Raw genomic sequence first — 18,222 nt, 5'->3', positions numbered from 1 at the left:
CATATACGACACGTAGGAGATGCAATTTCCATGACAGACGCACTCAAGCGCCTCTCCGAGGAGGGCGTCGCGATCTGGCTGGACGACCTGTCGCGCAAGCGGATCACCTCCGGCAACCTCGCGGAGCTGATCGACCAGCAGCATGTCGTCGGCGTCACCACCAACCCGACCATCTTCCAGAAGGCGATCTCCGAGGGCGACGGCTACGACCAGCAGCTGTCCGACCTGGCCGCCCGCAAGGTGACGGTCGAAGAGGCCATCCGCATGATCACCACGGCGGACGTCCGGGACGCGGCCGACATCCTGCGCCCGGTCTTCGACGCCACCGGCGGCCAGGACGGCCGGGTCTCGATCGAGGTCGACCCGCGGCTGGCGCACAACACCAAGGCGACGGTCGCCGAGGCCAAGCAGCTCGCCTGGCTGGTCGACCGGCCGAACACGCTGATCAAGATCCCGGCCACCGAGGCGGGCATCCCGGCGATCGCCGAGGTGATCGGCCTGGGCATCAGCGTCAATGTGACGCTGATCTTCTCGCTGGAGCGCTACCGCAAGGTCATGGACGCCTACCTCTCCGGTCTGGAGAAGGCGAAGGAGCGGGGTCTCGACCTCTCCCTGATCCACTCGGTGGCGTCCTTCTTCGTGTCCCGCGTGGACACCGAGATCGACAAGCGGATCGACGCGCTCGGCACCGACGAGGCCAAGGCCTCGCGCGGCAAGGCGGCCCTCGCCAACGCCCGGCTCGCCTACCAGGCGTACGAGGAGATCTTCTCCTCCGACCGCTGGAGCGCGCTGGAGAGCGCGGGCGCCAACAAGCAGCGTCCGCTGTGGGCGTCGACCGGTGTGAAGGACCCGGCGTACAAGGACACCCTGTACGTCGACGACCTGGTCGCGCCGAACACCGTGAACACCATGCCGGAGGCCACCCTGGTGGCCGCCGACGACCACGGCGAGATCACCGGCAACACCATCGCCGGCACCTACGAGCAGGCCCGTGCCGAACTGGACGCGGTCGAGAAGCTCGGCATCTCGTACGACGATGTCGTGCAGCTCCTGGAGAAGGAGGGCGTCGAGAAGTTCGAGGCGTCCTGGAACGACCTGCTGGCGTCTACCGAGGCCGAGCTGAAGCGCCTCGCCCCCTCGGAGGGCTGAAATCTTGTCAAGCAGCAACCCGCTGCGTGACCCCGCAGACCGACGGCTCCCGCGTATCGCGGGGCCGTCGGGCCTGGTCATTTTCGGCGTCACGGGTGATTTGTCACGTAAAAAGCTGATGCCCGCCGTGTACGACCTCGCGAACCGCGGACTGCTGCCGCCGGGCTTCTCGCTGGTCGGCTTCGCACGCCGCGACTGGGAGCACGAGGACTTCGCCCAGGTCGTGCACGACGCCGTCAAGGAGCACTCCCGCACCCCGTTCCGCGAGGAGGTCTGGCAGCAGCTCATCCAGGGCATGCGCTTCGTCCAGGGCACTTTCGACGACGACGAGGCCTTCGAGAAGCTGCGCGCCACGATCGAGGAGCTGGACAAGGCGCAGGGCACCGGCGGCAACTTCGCCTTCTACCTGTCCGTGCCGCCCGGCTCCTTCCCGGTGGTCATCCAGCAGCTGAAGAAGCACGGGCTGGCCGACCAGACGGGCGGTTCCTGGCGCCGCGCGGTCATCGAGAAGCCGTTCGGCCACGACCTGAAGTCGGCCGAGGAGCTGAACAAGGTCGTCCACGAGGTCTTCGCCTCGGACCAGGTCTTCCGCATCGACCACTACCTGGGCAAGGAGACCGTCCAGAACATCCTGGCGCTGCGCTTCGCCAACACGATGTTCGAGCCGATCTGGAACCGGTCCTTCGTGGACCATGTGCAGATCACGATGGCCGAGGACATCGGCATCGGCGGCCGGGCCGGCTACTACGACGGCATCGGGGCCGCCCGAGACGTCATCCAGAACCACCTGCTCCAGTTGCTCGCGCTGACCGCGATGGAGGAGCCCGCCTCCTTCGACGCGGACGCGCTGGCCGCGGAGAAGACCAAGGTGCTCGGCGCGGTACGGCTGCCGAAGGACCTGGGCCGGGACACCGTGCGCGCGCAGTACTCGGCCGGCTGGCAGGGCGGCGCCAAGGCCGTCGGCTATCTGGAGGAGGAGGGCACCGACCCCGACTCCAAGACCGACACCTACGCCGCGATCAAGGTGGGCATCGACAACCGCCGCTGGGCGGGCGTCCCGTTCTACCTGCGCACCGGCAAGCGCCTGGGCCGCCGGGTGACGGAGATCGCGGTGGTCTTCCAGCGCGCCCCGCACTCCCCCTTCGACACCACGGCGACGGAGGAGCTGGGCCAGAACGCGATCGTCATCCGTGTCCAGCCCGACGAGGGCGTCACCGTCCGCTTCGGCTCCAAGGTGCCGGGCACCTCGATGGAGATCCGGGACGTGTCGATGGACTTCGCCTACGGCGAGTCGTTCACGGAGTCGAGCCCGGAGGCGTACGAGCGGCTGATCCTGGACGTGCTGCTCGGGGACTCGAACCTCTTCCCGCGCACCGAGGAGGTCGAGCTGTCCTGGAAGATCCTCGACCCGATCGAGGAGTACTGGGACACGCACGGCAGGCCGGCCCAGTACCCGGCCGGTACCTGGGGTCCCGTCGAGGCCGACGAAATGCTGGAGCGAGACGGACGGAGCTGGCGCCGGCCATGAAGATAGACCTCACGGACACCACCTCCAGCAAGATCAACAAGGCGCTGGTGCAGGGCCGCCGAGCCATCGGCACCCCGGCCGTCGGCATGGTGCTCACGCTGGTCATCGTCACCGACGAGGAGAACGCCTACGACGCTCTGAAGGCCGCGAACGACGCCTCGCGCGAGCACCCCTCGCGCACCCTCGTGGTCGTCAAGCGCGTCTCGCGCACCCCGCGCGACCGGACGCAGTCCCGGCTGGACGCCGAGGTCCGGGTCGGCGCGGACGCCGGCACCGGCGAGACCGTGGTGCTGCGGCTGTACGGCGAGGTGGTCGACCACGCCCAGTCGGTGGTGCTGCCGCTGCTGCTGCCCGACGCCCCCGTGGTCGTCTGGTGGCCGGTGAACGCGCCGCTGGATCCGGCGAACGACCCGCTGGGCGCGCTGGGCCAGCGCCGGGTCACCGACACCTACGCGGCCGAGCAGCCGGTGCGGGAGCTGACCGCCCGCTCCAAGACGTACACCCCCGGCGACACCGATCTGTCGTGGACCCGCATCACGCCCTGGCGTTCGATGCTGGCCGCGGCCCTGGACCAGGTCGTCTGCCAGGTGCAGGCCGTCGAGGTCGAGGGCGAGGAGTTCAACCCGAGCTGCGAGCTGCTGGCGATGTGGCTCGCGGACCGGCTGGACGTGCCCGTCAAGCGCTCGGTGTCGGCCGGCCCCGGTCTGACGGCCGTCCGCATGGAGACCGACTGCGGCCCGATCGTGCTGGACCGCGCCGACGGCTCGCTGGCGACGCTGTCCATCGAGGGCCAGCCGGGCCGGGCGGTGGCGCTCAAGCGGCGTGAGACCGCCGAGCTGATCGCGGAGGAGCTGCGCCGGCTGGACCCGGACGACACCTACGCCTCGGCACTGCGGTTCGGTGTGGAGCGCCTGACGACGGCGTCCGCGGAGCCCGCCCCCGCGCACGCGGCGGACCCGGTGGCCTCCGAGGACCCGGTCGTCTCCGAGGAGGAGGCGGTCGCGGTGCGGGAGCCCGAGGAGAAGGCCGCGAAGGCACCCGCGAAGAAGGCCGCCAAGAAGGCCCCGGCGAAGAAGGCGGCGGCGAAGTGAGCACTCCGCAGCTGGTCGTGCACCGCGACAAGGAGCTGATGGCGCAGGCCGCGGCGGCCCGGCTGATCACGAAGATCGTGGACGCCCAGGCCTCGCGCGGCTACGCGTCCATCGTGCTCACCGGCGGCCGCAACGGCAACGGTCTGCTCGCCGCGCTGGCCGCCGCGCCCGCGCGGGACGCCGTGGACTGGGGCCGGCTCGAACTGTGGTGGGGTGACGAGCGGTTCCTGCCCGAGGGCGACCCCGAGCGCAATGTCACCCAGGCCCGGGAGGCGCTGCTCGACTCGGTGCCGCTGGACCCGAAGCGCGTGCACGCCATGCCTGCCTCGGACGGCCCGTACGGCTCCGACGTGGACGCGGCGGCCGCCGCCTACGCGGAGGAGCTGGCCCGCGCGGCCGGTCCCGAGAACCACGGCGCGGTGCCGGCGTTCGACGTGCTCATGCTGGGCGTCGGACCCGACACGCATGTGGCCTCGCTCTTCCCGGAGCTGCCAGCGGTGCGCGAGACCGAGCGCACGGTCGTCGGCGTCCACGGCGCGCCGAAGCCCCCGCCGACGCGGGTCACCCTCACCCTCCCGGCGATCCGGGCGGCCCGTGAGGTGTGGCTGCTGGCGGCCGGCGAGGACAAGGCGAACGCCGCGGCGATCGCCCTCTCGGGCGCGGGCGAGATCCAGGCCCCGGCGGCGGGCGCCCACGGCCGCTCCCGCACCCTGTGGCTCCTGGACACGGCGGCGGCCTCACAGCTGCCGCGATCGCTGTATCCGCCGGCGTCGCCCTGACGCACGGCACCGACGACGCCGGGCCCGCTCGCCGCGGGCCCGGCGTCGTCATGTCTCAGCCCAGCTTGGGGAACTCGTAGTCGCGCCAGTCGTCGGGTTCGTCCTGGATCTCCCGCAGGAGGTCGGCGAAGACGTCGCCGTCGAAGAGCAGTCCGTTGAACTCCGTCGGGATGCGGACGTCGTTGATGACGGCCGTGGGCGTGCCGGGTCCCTCGGGCTCCTCGGTTCCTCCCGCGCGCTCGTAGGCCTTCTCGGAGGCGGTCACGAAGGCGCGGTACCTCATGGTCCTGACCGCGGAGTCGAAGGCCGGACCCCGCAGTCCGTCGACCTGGCCGGCGAGTTCGAGCAGGTAGGCGTCGGTGAAGCCGTCGACGGCCTCCTCGGGCTGGTTGGCGTAGAGCACCTCGTGGTACTCGGCGAACCTGCCTTCCTCCAGGGCGGCTCGCAGGGCGTTGACCGCCTTCTTGGAGCCGCTGCCGCCGACCCGGTCGTCGAGGAAGGACGCCAGGGTGTAGCGAACGCTGGCCTTCCGCTGCAACACCGCCTCCCGCACCTCCTCGGCGGCGCCCGTCGTCTCGAACTCCTCGCAGACCGGGCAGCGGGGGTCCTCGTAGAGGTGGATGGTGAGGGCGGCCGACGGATCGCCCACCACCACGGTCGTGCCGTCCGCCGCCAGCTTCTCCGGCACCTCGGCCGGCCCGTCGTAGGGCACCCGGCGTTCGCCGCAGCCCACGAGCGACATGCCGAGCACGATCACGGTCGCCGCCACAGCGGTCACCGCACGTCTCATTCCCACCCCTTGCCTCTCCTGAAGTCAGCGAGAGGCTAGGGCATTCGAACAGGAACCGCACAGGGGATTCTCGCGGGGGCGGCGGGGGCCTACTTGACCGAGCCCGCCATCACCCCCTGCACGAAGTGCCGCTGGAAGGCGAAGAACACCGCGACCGGTACCACCAGGGACAGGAACGCTCCCGGTGCCAGTACGTCGATGTTGCTGCCGAACTGGCGGATCTGGGACTGGAGTTCGACGGTCAGGGGTTGTGCGGAGCTGTCCGCGAACAGCAGGGCCACCAGCATGTCGTTCCAGACCCACAGGAACTGGAAGATGGCGAGGCTGGCGATGGCCGGCCGGCCCACGGGCAGGACCAGGCGGGTGAAGATCCGCCATTCGCCGCCGCCGTCCATCCGGGCCGCCTCCAGCATCTCCTTCGGCATCTCGGCGAAGTAGTTCCGCAGCAGGAACACCGCGAAGGGCAGTCCGTAGGCGACGTGGAAGAGGACGACGCCGGGAATGGTGCCGAACAGGCCGAGCTGGCCGAAGAGTTTGGCGACCGGCAGCAGTCCGATCTGCACGGGCACCACCAGCAGCGCCACCACGACCAGGAAGAGCGCGTCCCGCCCGGGGAAGTCCAGCCAGGCGAAGGCGTATCCGGCGAGCGCGGCCACGACGACGACCAGCACGGTCGTCGGCACCGAGATGAGGACGGTGTTCCAGAACGCCTGTGTGATGCCCGCGTTCTCCAGCAGCGCGGAGTAGTTGCCGAAGGACAGCCGGCCGGGGCTGGTGAACACCGTCCACCAGCCGCCCTTCGCCGTGTCCTCGGCGGACCGCAGCGAGGACAGGAACAGTCCGGCCAGCGGCGTCATCCACACCAGCCCGACCACCACCAGGAAGGCCTGGACCAGGCCGCTGCCCAGTCCGCGGCGGACCGCGTTCATCGCTGACTCCTTCGGAAGCGCCGGACGTTGAAGACCATCGCCGGGATCACCAGCAGCAGGAGCAGGACCCCGAGCGCGCTGCCGAGCCCCTGGTTGTTGCCGCCGCCGAACGACACCAGCCACATCTGGGTGGCGAGCACGGTCGCGTCCTCCTGCACGGGGCCGGGCGCGATGATGTAGACGAGGTCGAAGACCTTCATCACGTTGATCACGAGCGTCACGAAGACGACCGTCAGCACCGGCGCCAGCAGGGGCACGGTGATCCGCCGGAAGATCTGCCACTCGTTCGCGCCGTCCATCCGCGCCGCCTCCAGCGCGTCCCTGGGCAGCGTGGACAGGCCGGCGCCGATGAGGACCATGGCGAACCCGGTCCAGATCCACAGGTACGCCCCGATGATCGCGGGGGTGACGAGGGCCGGTCCGAGCCAGCTGATCCCCTCGTAGGGCGGGGCGAAGTTGGCGGCCGGCAGCCGCACGGTGTACGCGCCGTCGTCCAGGTCCGCGAAGCGGAAGGAGCCGTCGGACGCGGTGGTCGTGGCGGCGGCCGCCTCGCCGTCGCGGACCGCCTCGACCCGCATCCCCGGCAGCCCGCTCTCCCGCGGGTCGACCCTGCCCTGCTCCCCTCCCCCGCCGGGCGTGAAGTCCAGGTAGACCACGCCGCGCAGTTCACCGGGGGCTGCCGGGCGGCTCGCCGCCGCGCGAGCGGGCTCGGCGCCGCCGGGCAGGTCGGCCGGCCGGACGCCGACCAGCCCGAGCGTCACGCTGTCCCCCGGCGACACGCTCCCGCCGGTCCGGTAGGCCCCGTCCGCCTCCTTCACCAGGCCCTGGCCGTCGCGCGCCCGGGCCGTCGGATAGGACGAGGTGCCCTGGAAGGCGTCGTGGACGGAGACGACGGCGGCGTTCAGCACGCCCTTGTCCGGGTCCTCGTCGTAGGCGAGCCGGAAGATGATCCCGGCCGCGAGGAAGGAGACCGCCATCGGCATGAAGAGCAGCAGCTTGAAGGCGGTCGCCCAGCGGATCCGCTCCACCAGCACGGCGAGGATCAGACCGAGTCCGGTGAGCAGCGCCGGAGCCACGACGACCCAGATCGCCGTGTTGCGTACGGCCTTGAGGGTGGCCGGGTCGCGGAACATCTCGGTGTAGTTCTCGCCGCCGACGAACCGGGTCCCGGAGGCGTCGAAGAGGCTGCGGCCGACGGAGAAGAGCACCGGGTAGACCACCAGCGCGCCCAGCAGGAGCAGCGCGGGCAGGACGAACAGCAGGGCGATGAGCCACCCTCGCCGTCGCGGTCGCGGGCCGCGGGTGCCGCCGCCGGGGGCGGTCGGCGGGCTCGTCGCTTTCATCAGGGTCGTGGTCATGGTCAGTCCCGGTAGGCCTTGGCCGCGGCGGTCTCCAGCGCGGCGGCGGTGGCCTTCGGGTCGGACGGGTCGCGCAGGAAGTCCTGGAGGATCTTCCACTCGCCGGCGCCCTTGGTGCCGCCGAAGGCCGCGGGGGCCTGGTCGGACATGTCGAAGCGGACCGAGTCGCCGGCCGCGACCAGGGACTTGGCGGTGGCGCGGGTGACGTCGTCGCCGTAGGAGGCGAGGTCGACCTTCTTGTTCGGGGAGAGGAAGCCGCCCGCCTCGGCCCAGACGGCCGCGGCCTCCGGTGTGGCCAGGTACTCCACGAGCGCCTGGGCGGCCTTCTGGTTCTTGCCGTCCTTCAGGACGACGGCCGCGTCGCCGCCACTGACCACGGGTGCCGTGCCGCCGCCGACCGCCGGGAACGGGAAGAAGTCGGCGTCCTCGCCGATCGTCCGGCCGAACTGGTCCTTGGCGACCCCGGCGACGAAGTCGCCCTCGTAGACCATGCCGGCTTCCGGCTCCGGGCCGAACACCTTCTCCACCGAGCCGGGGAAGTCGGTGTTCAGGGCGGCCTTGGAGCCGCCGGCGATCAGCTGCTTGTCCTGGAAGAGCTTGCCGAGCGTGGTGAGCGCGTCGACCACCGAGGCGTCGGTCCACTTCAGTTCGTGGGCGGCGAGGGCGTCGTACTTCTCGGGGCCGGCCTGGGAGAGGTAGACGTTCTCGAACCAGTCGGTGAGGGTCCAGCCGTCCTGTCCGGCGACGGAGAAGGCGGCGAGTCCGGAGTCGGAGACGGTCCGTCCGGCCTTCAGCATCTCGTCGTAGGTCTTCGGCGGCTCGACGCCGGCCTGGGCGAGGGCGTCGGGGCTGTACCAGACGGTCGACTTGTGGGCGGCCTTGAAGTAGACGCCGTACAGGGTGCCGTCGACGCTGCCGTAGTCCTTCCAGACCGGCGCGAAGTCGGCGGTCACGGACTGCTGGGTCTTCTGCGAGAGCGGCTTGAGCCAGCCCTGTTCGGCGAACTGCTTGAGCACACCGACCTGCGGGACCATGACGACGTCGGGCGCGTTGCCGCCCTCGATCTTGCTGCCGACGACGGTGGAGACGTTGTCGCCGGTGGAGACGAACTGGGTGGCGGCGCCGGTCTCCTCGGCGAAGGCGTCGAGGACCTTCTGGAAGTTCTTCTGCTCGGCGCCGGACCAGACGCCGGCGACGGTGACCGTCTGGCCGTCGAGCGCCTTGCCGCCGCCGCCGGCCGCGACCGGTTCGCCGCCGCCGCAGGCGGTCGCGCCGAGTGCCAGGACGAGGGCGGTGCAGCCGGTGAGCAGGGTGGTACGTCGTCGCATCATCGTTGATGTCCCTTCGGGAGGAGGTCACGGGATGGCGCAGGGTGCGGGGGGTGTCGGGGGTGACGGGGGTGTGGGGGTGTGGGGTGTGGGGGTGTGGGGGTGTCGGGGGTGGCTCAGGAGGGGAGCGGGAGGTCGTCGATCCACCAGGCCGCCGTCGAGCCGGGCAGCACCCCGGCGGGGCAGGGGCCGCTGGACAGCAGCGGGGTGCCGGAGACCGGTGCCGGCACCGGCGCGGTACCGAAGTTGACGGCGCAGACCAGGTCGTCGCCGCGGGCGAAGGCCAGCACACCGGGCTGGGTGTCGAGCCAGCGCAGCGGGCCCTCGCCCAGCTGGGGCAGCGCGGCGCGCAGTTGGAGGCCGTCGCGGTACAGGTGCCAGAAGGAGCGGGTGTCGGCGAGGGCGCGGTCGGTGGCGTACTCGGCGAAGTACTCCGGCTGCGGCAGCCAGGGCTTGGCGCCCTCCGCGCCGCTGGTGAAGCCGAAGGGCGAGGCCTGGCCGGACCACGGCAGCGGTACCCGGCAGCCGTCGCGGATCCGGGCGCGGCTGCCGGTGCGGTGGAATATCGGGTCGGTGAGCACGTCGTCGGGCAGGTCGACGACCTCGGGCAGGCCCAGTTCCTCGCCCTGGTAGATGTAGGCGGCGCCGGGCAGCGCCAGCATCAGCAGCGCGGCGGCGCGGGCGCGGGCGGCGCCGAGGCCGCTGCCGCCGGGGGCGGGTTCGCCGTAGCGGGTGACGGTGCGGACCTGGTCGTGGTTGTTGAGGACCCAGGTGACCGTGGAGCCGGTGCCGGCGATGTCCTGCATGGCCTCGGAGATGACCTTGCGGAAGGCGTCGGCGTCCCAGGGCGCGCCGAGCAGGTCGAAGAAGAAGGCCTGGTGCAGCTCGTCGGGCCGGACGTAGCGCGCGTGCTCGCGGGCGGTGGGCACGGAGACCTCGCCGACGAGGAGGCGTTCGCGGCCGTCGCGTTCCCAGTACTCCTCGCAGACCGACCGCCAGTGCCGCCACGCGTCGTGGACCTCGGGCTGGTTCCAGGCGAGCGGGTTGACCGAGTCGCGGGTGCGGGCGTCGGCCTCGGGGTCGTCCGAGTCGGGCAGTTCGGGGTGCTTGAACAGGCCGGCGGCGACATCGATGCGGAAGCCGTCGACGCCCCGGTCGAGCCAGAAGCGCAGGATCCGGTCGAACTCGGCGGGCGTCCCGGGGTGGCGCCAGTTCCAGTCGGGCTGTTCGGGCGTGAACATGTGCAGGTACCACTGGCCGGGCCGGCCGTCCGCCTCGGTGACGCGGCTCCAGGCGGGGCCGCCGAACATGGCGTGCCAGTTGTTGGGCGGCTCGGCGCCGTCGGGGCCGCGGCCGTCGGCGAAGTGGAAGCGGGCGCGGGCCGGGCTGCCGGGGGGCGAGGCGAGGGCCTCGCGGAACCACGGGTGCTCGCTGGAGCAGTGGTTGGGGACGATGTCCAGCAGCACCTTGATGCCGAGGCGCCGGGCCGCGGCGACGAGCAGGTCGAACTCGGCGAGGTCGCCGAAGAGCGGGTCGACGTCGCAGTAGTCGGCGACGTCGTAGCCGTGGTCGTGCTGCGGCGAGGGGTAGAAGGGGCTGAGCCAGATCCCGTCGACGCCGAGCTTCTTCAGGTACGGCAGTCCGGCGCGGACGCCGGCGAGATCGCCGACACCGTCGCCGGTGCTGTCCAGGAAGCTGCGGACGTAGACCTGGTAGATCACCGCGTCCCGCCACCAGTGGTGCTTGTTCAACCCGTCGACTCGTCTCTGTGAAGTCTCTGCGGAGGCGCCAAGGCCGCCTGCTGGTTATGCATGCATGTTAAGTAGGCGTGTCGCGAGGGTGTCAACGAACGGACAGAAGCTACTGAGAAGTTGGCCGAGAAAATCCGGACTTATCAGGGCACGAAAAGGCAAGCCGATACGTCGGCGTTACCTAACAAGTAACTAGCGGTGGGAGATGGCGGCCAGCTCGCGGGCCAGCCTGCGCACCGCGGACCCGGGTGTCTGGCGCCCGGCCATCGCGTCGTGCACGACCGCCTGCACCACCAGGCTGACCTGGTCGTAGTGCGGGCTCTTGGGACGCGGCGCGGCCGTCAGCACGCTCTGGCGCAGCGTCGGCAGATACGGGAAGGCGCGGACCAGCGCCGGATCGTCGTAGAGGTCGGCGCGCACGGGCGGCAGCGCGCCGCGGGTGAGGACCTGGCGCTGGACGCGCTCGCTGGTCAGGTGGGCGATCAGGCGCGCGGCGGTGTCCGGATGCCGCGCATGGGCGCTGACGGCGAGGTTGGAGCCGCCGAGGACACTGGTCCCCGGCCCGTCCGGCCCCGGCAGCGGCACGGCGCCGATCTTCCCGGCGACCGCGGAGCCCTCTGCGGAGGCGACGGCGTACGCGTACGGCCAGTTGCGCAGGAAGAGCAGCCGGCCGTCCTGGAACGCCTGCTTGGACTCCTCCTCCTTGTACGTCAGCGCCTCGCGCGGGATCCACCCCTCGCGCACCCCGCGGGCGAGGAACCCGATGCCCTCGCGGGCGGCCGCCGAGTTCACGGTGACCCGCTCGCCCTCGTCACCGAGGATCGTGCCGCCCGCCGAGTAGACGGCCTCGGCCGCGTTGACGGTCAGGCCCTCGTAGGGCAGGAACTGGCCGGCGTAGCCGTCGAGGCCGTGGCGCGGGGCGATGGTCTTCGCGTACCGCTCCAGCTCGGCCCAGGTGCGCGGCGGCGGCACGCCCTCCTCGTCGAGCACGTCCTTGCGGTACAGCAGCAGGCCGGCGTTGGTGACGTACGGGACGGCGTAGAGCCGGCCGTCGTAGGTCGCGGTGTCGACGACCGGCGGCAGGAAGGACTCCAGCGGGAAGCGGTCGGGCGGCAGCGGCCGTATCCAGCCAGCCGCGGCGAACTCCGAGGTCCAGTCGACGTCGATGTTGAGCACGTCGAACCGGCTGCGGTCGCCGCCGCGCAGGTCCGTGGCCAGCTGCGCGTGCGTCTCGTCGGCGGAGTCCGGCAGCTCCACGAGCGTGACCCGCTCGCCGGGATGCCGGCGGTTCCAGCCCTCGAGGAGCGGGCCGAGATAGCCGGTGAGGTCCCCGGCGGTGGCCAGGGTGAGCGGGCCGCGCCCGCCGTCGCCGTGGCCGTCCTGCGCCCGCGCGCCGGAGGCGGCGTGACCGGTCAGCAGCACCACGAGGACGAGGAGGCCCCTACCCGCGGCACGCATCCACCGCATAGGTTCCTCCCTGTACACCGGCCGCGGGCACCCTCGCCCGGGTCAGAGGCCATGTATACCCGTTAGGTATGGGCGATACTAGGGCCTGGAGCACATTACGGAGGACAGGAGGACTGCACGAGTGCGCCTGCCCCTCCTGGCACTCCTCGCGCGCGGCCCGGCCCACGGCTACGAGCTGAAACAGGACCTTGAGCAACTGCTGGGCTCCGCGTACCCTCAGCCGAACGTCGGCCAGATCTACGTGACCCTCGGCCGCCTCGAGAAGTCCGGACTGATCGAGGGCGAGGACATCGAGCAGTCCGGCCGGCCCAACAAGAAGGTCTACCACCTGACCGACGCCGGGCGGGAGGCTCTGACCGTCTGGTTCGAGGAGACCGAGGACGAGCCGCGCGTGCGGGACGAGTTCTTCATGAAGCTCGCGCTCGCCCCGCAGACCGGTCTCGCCGACCAGATCGCCCTGATCAACCGACAGCGGCGGCAGTACCTGAACACCATGCGGCAGCTGTCGCGGCTGGCCGCCGCCGAAGACCGGGACAACCGCGTCGCCCATCTGCTGATCGAGGGCGCGATGCTGCACCTGCAGGCCGACCTCGACTGGCTGGAGCGGTGCCAGGAAGAGCTGGAGGAGCTGGAGTGAACGACGGTCCCGCTCCCGTGCTGCGCGCCGAGGGCCTGGTGAAGACGCACCACGGCGAGGGCGCGCCGGCCCACGCCGTGCGCGGGGTCGACCTGTCCGTCGGCTCCGGCGAGTTCGTGGCGATCACCGGTCCGTCCGGGGCCGGCAAATCGACCCTGCTGCATCTGCTCGGCGGGCTCCAGCGTCCGGACGCCGGCAGCATCCGGCTGGACGGCGAGCGCACGGACGGCTGGAGCGAGGCCCGCTGGGCCGTGGAGCGCCGCCGCCGCATCGGGATCGTCTTCCAGTTCTTCAACCTGGTGTCGAACCTGTCCGTCGCCGACAACGTCGAGCTGCCCGCGCTGCTCGCCGGTGTGCCGCCCAGGCGGGCGCGCGCCGAGCGGGAGGAGCTGCTGGCCGAGCTGGGGCTCGCCGGCAAGGAGCGCAGCATGCCCGGTGAGCTGTCCGGCGGTGAGCAGCAGCGGGTCGCGCTCGCCCGCGCCCTGGTCAACCACCCGCCGCTGCTGCTGGCGGACGAACCGGCGGGCAGCCTCGACAGCAAGGGCACCCGCGAGGTGATGCGGCTGCTGTCCCGCTTCCACCAGCGCGGCCAGACGATCCTGCTGGTCACGCACGACGCCCGACTGGCGAGCGCGGCGGACCGGGTGATCAGCTTCTTCGACGGGCGGATCGCCGACGACGCGGAACTCGACGGCGGCCCGCCGCCGCGCCGGCCGGGGATATCCGGTGTGCTGGAACTCAAGGACTGACATGCGGGTGCACGACCGCCGCCCGATACCCGGGCCGAGGGGCTGAGGCCGGTGCGAGCCACCCTGCGCTGGGCGCACTCCGATCTGCGCACCCACCGCGGCGAGGCGCTGTTCCTGGTCCTCGCCACCGCGGGCATCGTCACCTCGCTGCTGCTGGCCACGGCTCTGTTCGGCTACGCCACCAACCCCTGGCAGCGGGTCTTCACCCAGGCGCGCGGCGCGCACGTGTGGCTGCACACCGCGCCGTCCGCCGACACCGGCAGGCTCACCGCGCTCGACGGTGTCGAGTCCGTCGCCGGCCCCTATCCCACCGCCGCCACCACCGTCGCCGCGCGTGGCAGCCGGGTCTCCGTCGAGCTGCGCGGCAGCCCGGCCGCGCCACCGTCCGTCGGCCGGCCGCTGCTCGCCTCCGGCCACTGGCTGGACCCGGCCGCTCCCGACGGCGTGGTCCTGGAGAGCCGCCTCGCCCGCGCCCTGCTCGCCGAGCCGGGCGACACCCTCACCCTGCCCGGCGGCACCCGCCGGCTGACCGTCGTGGGCGTCGCCGACAGCGCCGAGCCGCGCCACCGGCCGGGTGAGCGGCCCGGGCTCGTCTGGGCGCTGCCGTCCGCGGTGCCGGATCCGGACTCCCAGGTGATCGGCCTGCGCCTGACGGACCCCGACGACACGGGGTACGCCGTCCAGCGGGCCGTGACCGTGCTGGGCGCCGGGGCGATCGGCGAGGTCTCCACCTGGCAGCAGGCCCGCTCCGAGGCGCAGGGCGACAACCGGCTGCTCGGGCAGGTGCTGGGGCTGTTCGGGCTCGGCGCGCTGGTCGCCGCCGGGCTCGCGGTGCACGGGGCGATCGGCACCCGGATCCGCGGTCACCTCCGGGACATCTCCGTGCTCAAGGCGATCGGCTTCACGCCCGGTCAGGTGGTCCGCGTCTTCCTGCTCCAGCATCTGGCGTACGCCCTGCTGGGCGCCGTGGCCGCGGCCGCGCTCACCGAGGCGCTGGGCCGCCGCTTCCCGGGGCGGCTCGGGGACGCGGTCGGGGTGTGGCAGGGGCTGCCCGGGCACACGGTCGCGCTGGTCACGGTGCCGGTGGCGGCGGTGCTCTTCATCGGCGCGACCACCGGTCTGGCGGCGTGGCGGGCGGGACGGGTGCCGCCGGTACCGGTGCCGCGCGCCGCGGGGCCCGCGGGCGGGCGGCGGCCGGGTGCGGGACACCGGACCGCCGGGGCCAGGACGCCCGGGGCGCGGGCGGTCGGGGCGCGGGCGCTCGGCCTCGGGGTGCCGCCCGCGCTGGTGCTCGGCTGGCACACCGCGTTCAGCCGGCGCCCGCGCTCGCTGGGCACGGTGGCCCGGCTCGCGCTGCCGCTGCTGCTGATCGTGGTCGCGCTGAGCGCGTGGACCACCATCGAGCGGTTCCACAGCAGCCCCGAACGGGTCGGTCTGCCGGCCGCGCTCAGCGTGCGCGCGGACAGCGGACTGAGCGACGCGCGGGCCCGCGCCCTGCTCGAACGCGACCCGCAGGTCGCCGCCGCCTACCCGGGCGTGGAGGTCGCCGCCCTGGTCCCGGGCCAGACCGCGACCATCGCCCTGCGCGGCCTCGGCACCCGCCAGGAGCCCTACCCGTACACGCTCGCCGAGGGCCGTCCCGCGCGCGGGCCCGACGAGGCGGTGGCCGGGCAGGGACTGCTCGATCTGCTGGACGCGCGGGTCGGCGACTGGGTGCGGATGACGGTGGGCTCGCAGCCGCAGATCCTGCACATCGTGGGCCGCAGCATCGAGCCGGAGAACGCCGGCCGGGTCGTCACCACCTCGCTCGACACCCTCCGCGCGAACGACCCGGGACTGCGCCCGACCCTGTACCAGCTGCGGCTGACGCCGGGCGCCGATCCGCACGAGGTCGCCGACCGCCTCACCGCGGCCGGCCAGGGCCGGCTGGATGTGCACGCCGTGGCGAACCCGGCCGACGGGCTGTCCGCGGTACGCGGAGTCGTCCTCGGGCTGGTCGGAGTCCTCGCCCTGATCGGGCTGATCGAGCTGCTGACCGCGATCGGCGGCACCGTCCGCGAGGGCGAGCGGGACCTGCTGGCGCTGAAGGCGATCGGACTGTCCCCGCGCCAGATCACCGCGATCACCGTCACGGCCACCGCCTGCACCACCCTCGCGGCGGTCCTGCTCGGTACGGCCCTCGGGCTGCCGCTCGCGCACTGGCTCATCGACGCCCAGGGCAGGTCGAGCGGTATCGGCGCGGGCATCGCCCAAGGGCCCGCGCCGGCGCTGCTGGTGCTGCTCGGGACGGCCGCCGTGCTCGGAGCGGCGGCGCTCGCCGCGCTGCCGGCGGCCCGTTCTGCCCGCCGCCGGCTCGCGGACACGCTCAGCGCCGTCGCCTGACCCCCACCGCCCTCACCGCCCGCGCGGTTCAGCCGCCGTGCGCACCGGGCCCGTAGGGATGGCCGTACGGGTTCGTCTGCGGCGGCGGGTACGGGGCGCCGTAGGGGCTGCCCTGCGGCGGTGCGTAGGGGGCGCCGGTGCCGTACGGGTTGCCCTGGGGCGCGTACGGGTTGCCGGACAGAGTGCCCTGCGGCGGGGTGTACGGGGCGTTGCCGTAGGGGTTGCCCTGCTGCGGGACGTACGGCGGTGCCGTCGGTGGCATGGCCGGTGGCATCGGCGGCGGGCCGGGGAGGTGGGGCAGCGTGGCCGGGTGGGCGGCCAGGCGGATGCCGTAGCGCTGCTTGAGGCGGCCCATCTCCAGCAGGGCGATCCCGGTGACGGTCAGCGGCGCGCCCAGGATGAAGACGACGCCCATGGTGAGGCTCAGCCCGTGCAGGTCGCCGGTGACCAGGTCGGGGACGGCCATCAGCCAGCTGGTCACCGTGGCCAGCAGCGGCGGCAGGCAGCGGTGGACTCCGGCGGTGCCGAAGAAGTTGCCGGAGACGTGCACGGCGCCGCGGATCACGACGGCGGTCAGCCAGAGCGCCAACGGCCCGAGCAGCAGCACCAAGAGCCCCGCGCCACTCGCCAGCCGCCACACCAGGACGGTGCCGACGATCGTGCCGACGAAGGCGAGCAGCAGCTTCAGCGAGTTCAGCAGCGCCCGCTTCAGCGACCGGACCGTGCCACCGCGCCGCCAGACGTAGAGCATCGCGCCGACCGTCAGCGGGGTGATGAACAGCAGCACGGCGGAGGCGGTGAGCATGTTCTCCAGCACCTCGTCGAAGGCGAACCCGCCCTGGACGAAGGTGTAGACGCCGACCGCCGCGATCGTCCCGGCGATCAGCCGGATCCGCTTGAGCGTGTCCACCGAGGGGTCCAGCGAGTCCGGGATCCAGACCGGGTGGAACACCGCCCGGGCCACTTCCTTGGGCCTCAGCAGCGACCGCGGCGTCAGCGTGCCGCCTGTCCAACTCCCATGTGCAGATGTCACGTTGTGCTCCCCCGAGCCATCGTGTTCATGATCGCCCGGAGTCTACGGGAAGCGGGCGCCCGAGGCCGCCCGCTCGCCCGCAAGCGCCCGCAGCTCCGCAGCGCCCGCCGATCCGCGGCCGGTCGTCAGCGCCCGCCGATCCTCACCCGGCGGTCAGCTCCGGCCGCGCAGTTCCCGGTACTTGGCGACCAGAGCCTGGGTGGAGGGGTCCAGACCCGGCACCTCGGCACCCTCGGTGAGCGCGGGCTCGACGCGCTTGGCCAGCACCTTGCCCAGCTCGACGCCCCACTGGTCGAAGGAGTCGATGTTCCAGACCGCGCCCTGCACGAACACCTTGTGCTCGTAGAGCGCGATCAGCTGGCCGAGGACGGACGGGGTCAGCTCCCGGGCGAGGATGGTGGTGGTCGGGTGGTCGCCCTTGAAGGTCTTGTGCGCCACCAGCTCCTCGGGCACGCCCTCGGCGCGGACCTCCTCCGGCGTCTTGCCGAAGGCCAGCGCCTGCGTCTGGGCGAAGAAATTGGCCATCAGCAGGTCGTGCTGGGCCGCCAGCCCGGCGTCGAGTTCGGCGACCGGCTCCGCGAAGCCGATGAAGTCCGCCGGGATGAGCTTGGTGCCCTGGTGGATGAGCTGGTAGTAGGCGTGCTGCCCGTTGGTGCCGGGCGTGCCCCACACCACCGGCCCCGTCTGCCAGTCCACCTCCTGCCCGTCCCGGCCGACGTACTTGCCGTTGGACTCCATGTCCAGCTGCTGGAGGTACGCGGTGAACTTGGACAGGTAGTGGCTGTACGGCAGCACCGCGTGCGACTGGGCGCCCAGGAAGTTGCCGTACCAGATGCCCAGCAGGCCCAGCAGGAGCGGGGCGTTGGCCTCGGCGGGAGCGGTGCGGAAGTGCTCGTCGACGGTGTGGAAGCCGTCCAGCAGCTCCCGGAAGCGGTCCGGGCCGATGGCGATCATCAGCGACAGGCCGATCGCCGAGTCGAACGAGTAGCGGCCGCCGACCCAGTCCCAGAACTCGAACATGTTGTCCGGGTCGATACCGAACTCCGCCACCTTCCCGCCGTTGGTCGACAGCGCGACGAAGTGCCGGGCCACCGCGTCCTGACCGGCGTTCAGCTCGCGCAGCAGCCAGTCGCGGGCCGAGGTGGCGTTGGTGACCGTCTCGATGGTGGTGAAGGTCTTGGAGGCGACGATGAACAGCGTCTCGGCCGGGTCCAGGTCGCGGGTGGCCTCGTGCAGGTCGGAGCCGTCCAC

General features: G+C 72.2%; 15 protein-coding genes. 7 read left to right on the top strand and 8 right to left on the bottom strand.

Annotated elements, in window-relative coordinates; translation table 11 throughout:
- Nucleotides 1–30: 30 nt before the first annotated feature.
- Genes tal through pgl form a run of 4 tightly spaced genes read left to right on the top strand, consistent with a single transcriptional unit; the run spans nucleotide 31 to nucleotide 4,547 of the window.
- Nucleotides 31–1,149: a transaldolase gene (gene tal / locus ABT232_RS35125; RefSeq protein WP_351847966.1), complete on the top strand. Its 1,119-nt coding sequence runs from the start codon at nucleotides 31–33 to the stop codon at nucleotides 1,147–1,149.
- Between the two features lie 4 nt (nucleotides 1,150–1,153).
- A complete protein-coding gene (gene zwf / locus ABT232_RS35120; protein ID WP_351847964.1) occupies nucleotides 1,154–2,677 on the top strand; it encodes a glucose-6-phosphate dehydrogenase in 1,524 nt (507 codons plus the stop codon).
- Nucleotides 2,674–3,768: a glucose-6-phosphate dehydrogenase assembly protein OpcA gene (gene opcA / locus ABT232_RS35115; RefSeq protein WP_351847961.1), complete on the top strand. Its 1,095-nt coding sequence runs from the start codon at nucleotides 2,674–2,676 to the stop codon at nucleotides 3,766–3,768. The genes zwf and opcA overlap by 4 nt, the downstream gene beginning before the upstream one ends.
- Nucleotides 3,765–4,547 (top strand): 6-phosphogluconolactonase, encoded by a 783-nt coding sequence (gene pgl, locus ABT232_RS35110; protein WP_351847959.1) that lies wholly within the window; start codon nucleotides 3,765–3,767, stop codon nucleotides 4,545–4,547. The genes opcA and pgl overlap by 4 nt, the downstream gene beginning before the upstream one ends.
- 55 nt (nucleotides 4,548–4,602) lie before the next feature.
- Here pgl and ABT232_RS35105 read toward each other — a convergent pair whose 3' ends face one another.
- The 6 genes from ABT232_RS35105 to ABT232_RS35080 all read right to left on the bottom strand — a co-directional run bounded on the left by ABT232_RS35105 (nucleotide 4,603) and on the right by ABT232_RS35080 (nucleotide 12,170).
- Nucleotides 4,603–5,337 (bottom strand): DsbA family protein, encoded by a 735-nt coding sequence (locus tag ABT232_RS35105; RefSeq protein WP_351847956.1) that lies wholly within the window; start codon nucleotides 5,335–5,337, stop codon nucleotides 4,603–4,605.
- An 89-nt stretch (nucleotides 5,338–5,426) separates the two neighbouring features.
- Complete coding sequence (locus ABT232_RS35100; protein ID WP_351847953.1) at nucleotides 5,427–6,266, bottom strand: carbohydrate ABC transporter permease; 840 nt, start codon at nucleotides 6,264–6,266, stop codon at nucleotides 5,427–5,429.
- Nucleotides 6,263–7,624 carry a carbohydrate ABC transporter permease gene (locus tag ABT232_RS35095; RefSeq protein WP_351847951.1) on the bottom strand — a complete coding sequence of 454 codons (1,362 nt, stop codon included), beginning with the start codon at nucleotides 7,622–7,624 and terminating at the stop codon, nucleotides 6,263–6,265. Before ABT232_RS35095 ends, ABT232_RS35100 begins: the two co-directional genes overlap by 4 nt.
- Before the next feature lie 2 nt (nucleotides 7,625–7,626).
- Nucleotides 7,627–8,955: an ABC transporter substrate-binding protein gene (locus tag ABT232_RS35090; protein WP_351847948.1), complete on the bottom strand. Its 1,329-nt coding sequence runs from the start codon at nucleotides 8,953–8,955 to the stop codon at nucleotides 7,627–7,629.
- 113 nt (nucleotides 8,956–9,068) lie between these two features.
- Nucleotides 9,069–10,703: a glycoside hydrolase family 13 protein gene (locus ABT232_RS35085; RefSeq protein ID WP_351847945.1), complete on the bottom strand. Its 1,635-nt coding sequence runs from the start codon at nucleotides 10,701–10,703 to the stop codon at nucleotides 9,069–9,071.
- A 192-nt stretch (nucleotides 10,704–10,895) separates the two neighbouring features.
- Nucleotides 10,896–12,170, bottom strand: a complete 1,275-nt coding sequence (locus tag ABT232_RS35080) for an ABC transporter substrate-binding protein (protein ID WP_351847943.1) — start codon at nucleotides 12,168–12,170, stop codon at nucleotides 10,896–10,898.
- 121 nt (nucleotides 12,171–12,291) lie between these two features.
- Here ABT232_RS35080 and ABT232_RS35075 point away from each other — a divergent pair, with 121 nt between their 5' ends.
- The 3 genes from ABT232_RS35075 to ABT232_RS35065 are packed head-to-tail and all read left to right on the top strand — an operon-like array spanning nucleotide 12,292 to nucleotide 15,938.
- Complete coding sequence (locus ABT232_RS35075; RefSeq protein ID WP_351847940.1) at nucleotides 12,292–12,807, top strand: PadR family transcriptional regulator; 516 nt, start codon at nucleotides 12,292–12,294, stop codon at nucleotides 12,805–12,807.
- Entirely contained in the window at nucleotides 12,804–13,556 is a 753-nt protein-coding gene (locus tag ABT232_RS35070; RefSeq protein WP_351847938.1) for an ABC transporter ATP-binding protein, read from the top strand. Before ABT232_RS35075 ends, ABT232_RS35070 begins: the two co-directional genes overlap by 4 nt.
- Before the next feature lie 51 nt (nucleotides 13,557–13,607).
- Complete coding sequence (locus ABT232_RS35065) at nucleotides 13,608–15,938, top strand: FtsX-like permease family protein (protein WP_351847935.1); 2,331 nt, start codon at nucleotides 13,608–13,610, stop codon at nucleotides 15,936–15,938.
- Nucleotides 15,939–15,966: 28 nt separating this feature from the next.
- Here the strand turns inward: ABT232_RS35065 and ABT232_RS35060 are convergent, their stop codons facing one another.
- Complete coding sequence (locus tag ABT232_RS35060) at nucleotides 15,967–16,971, bottom strand: hypothetical protein (protein ID WP_351847932.1); 1,005 nt, start codon at nucleotides 16,969–16,971, stop codon at nucleotides 15,967–15,969.
- Nucleotides 16,972–17,124: 153 nt separating this feature from the next.
- Nucleotides 17,125–18,222: glucose-6-phosphate isomerase (pgi, locus tag ABT232_RS35055; RefSeq protein WP_351847929.1), on the bottom strand; the 1,098-nt coding region annotated here is incomplete at its 5' end.

It is taken from the genome of Streptomyces sp. NPDC001532 (genome assembly GCF_040298625.1).
Taxonomy (GTDB): Bacteria; Actinomycetota; Actinomycetes; order Streptomycetales; family Streptomycetaceae; genus Streptomyces.
Note: the sequence above shows the minus strand (reverse complement) of the source record. Positions and strands in the feature narration are given on the sequence as shown.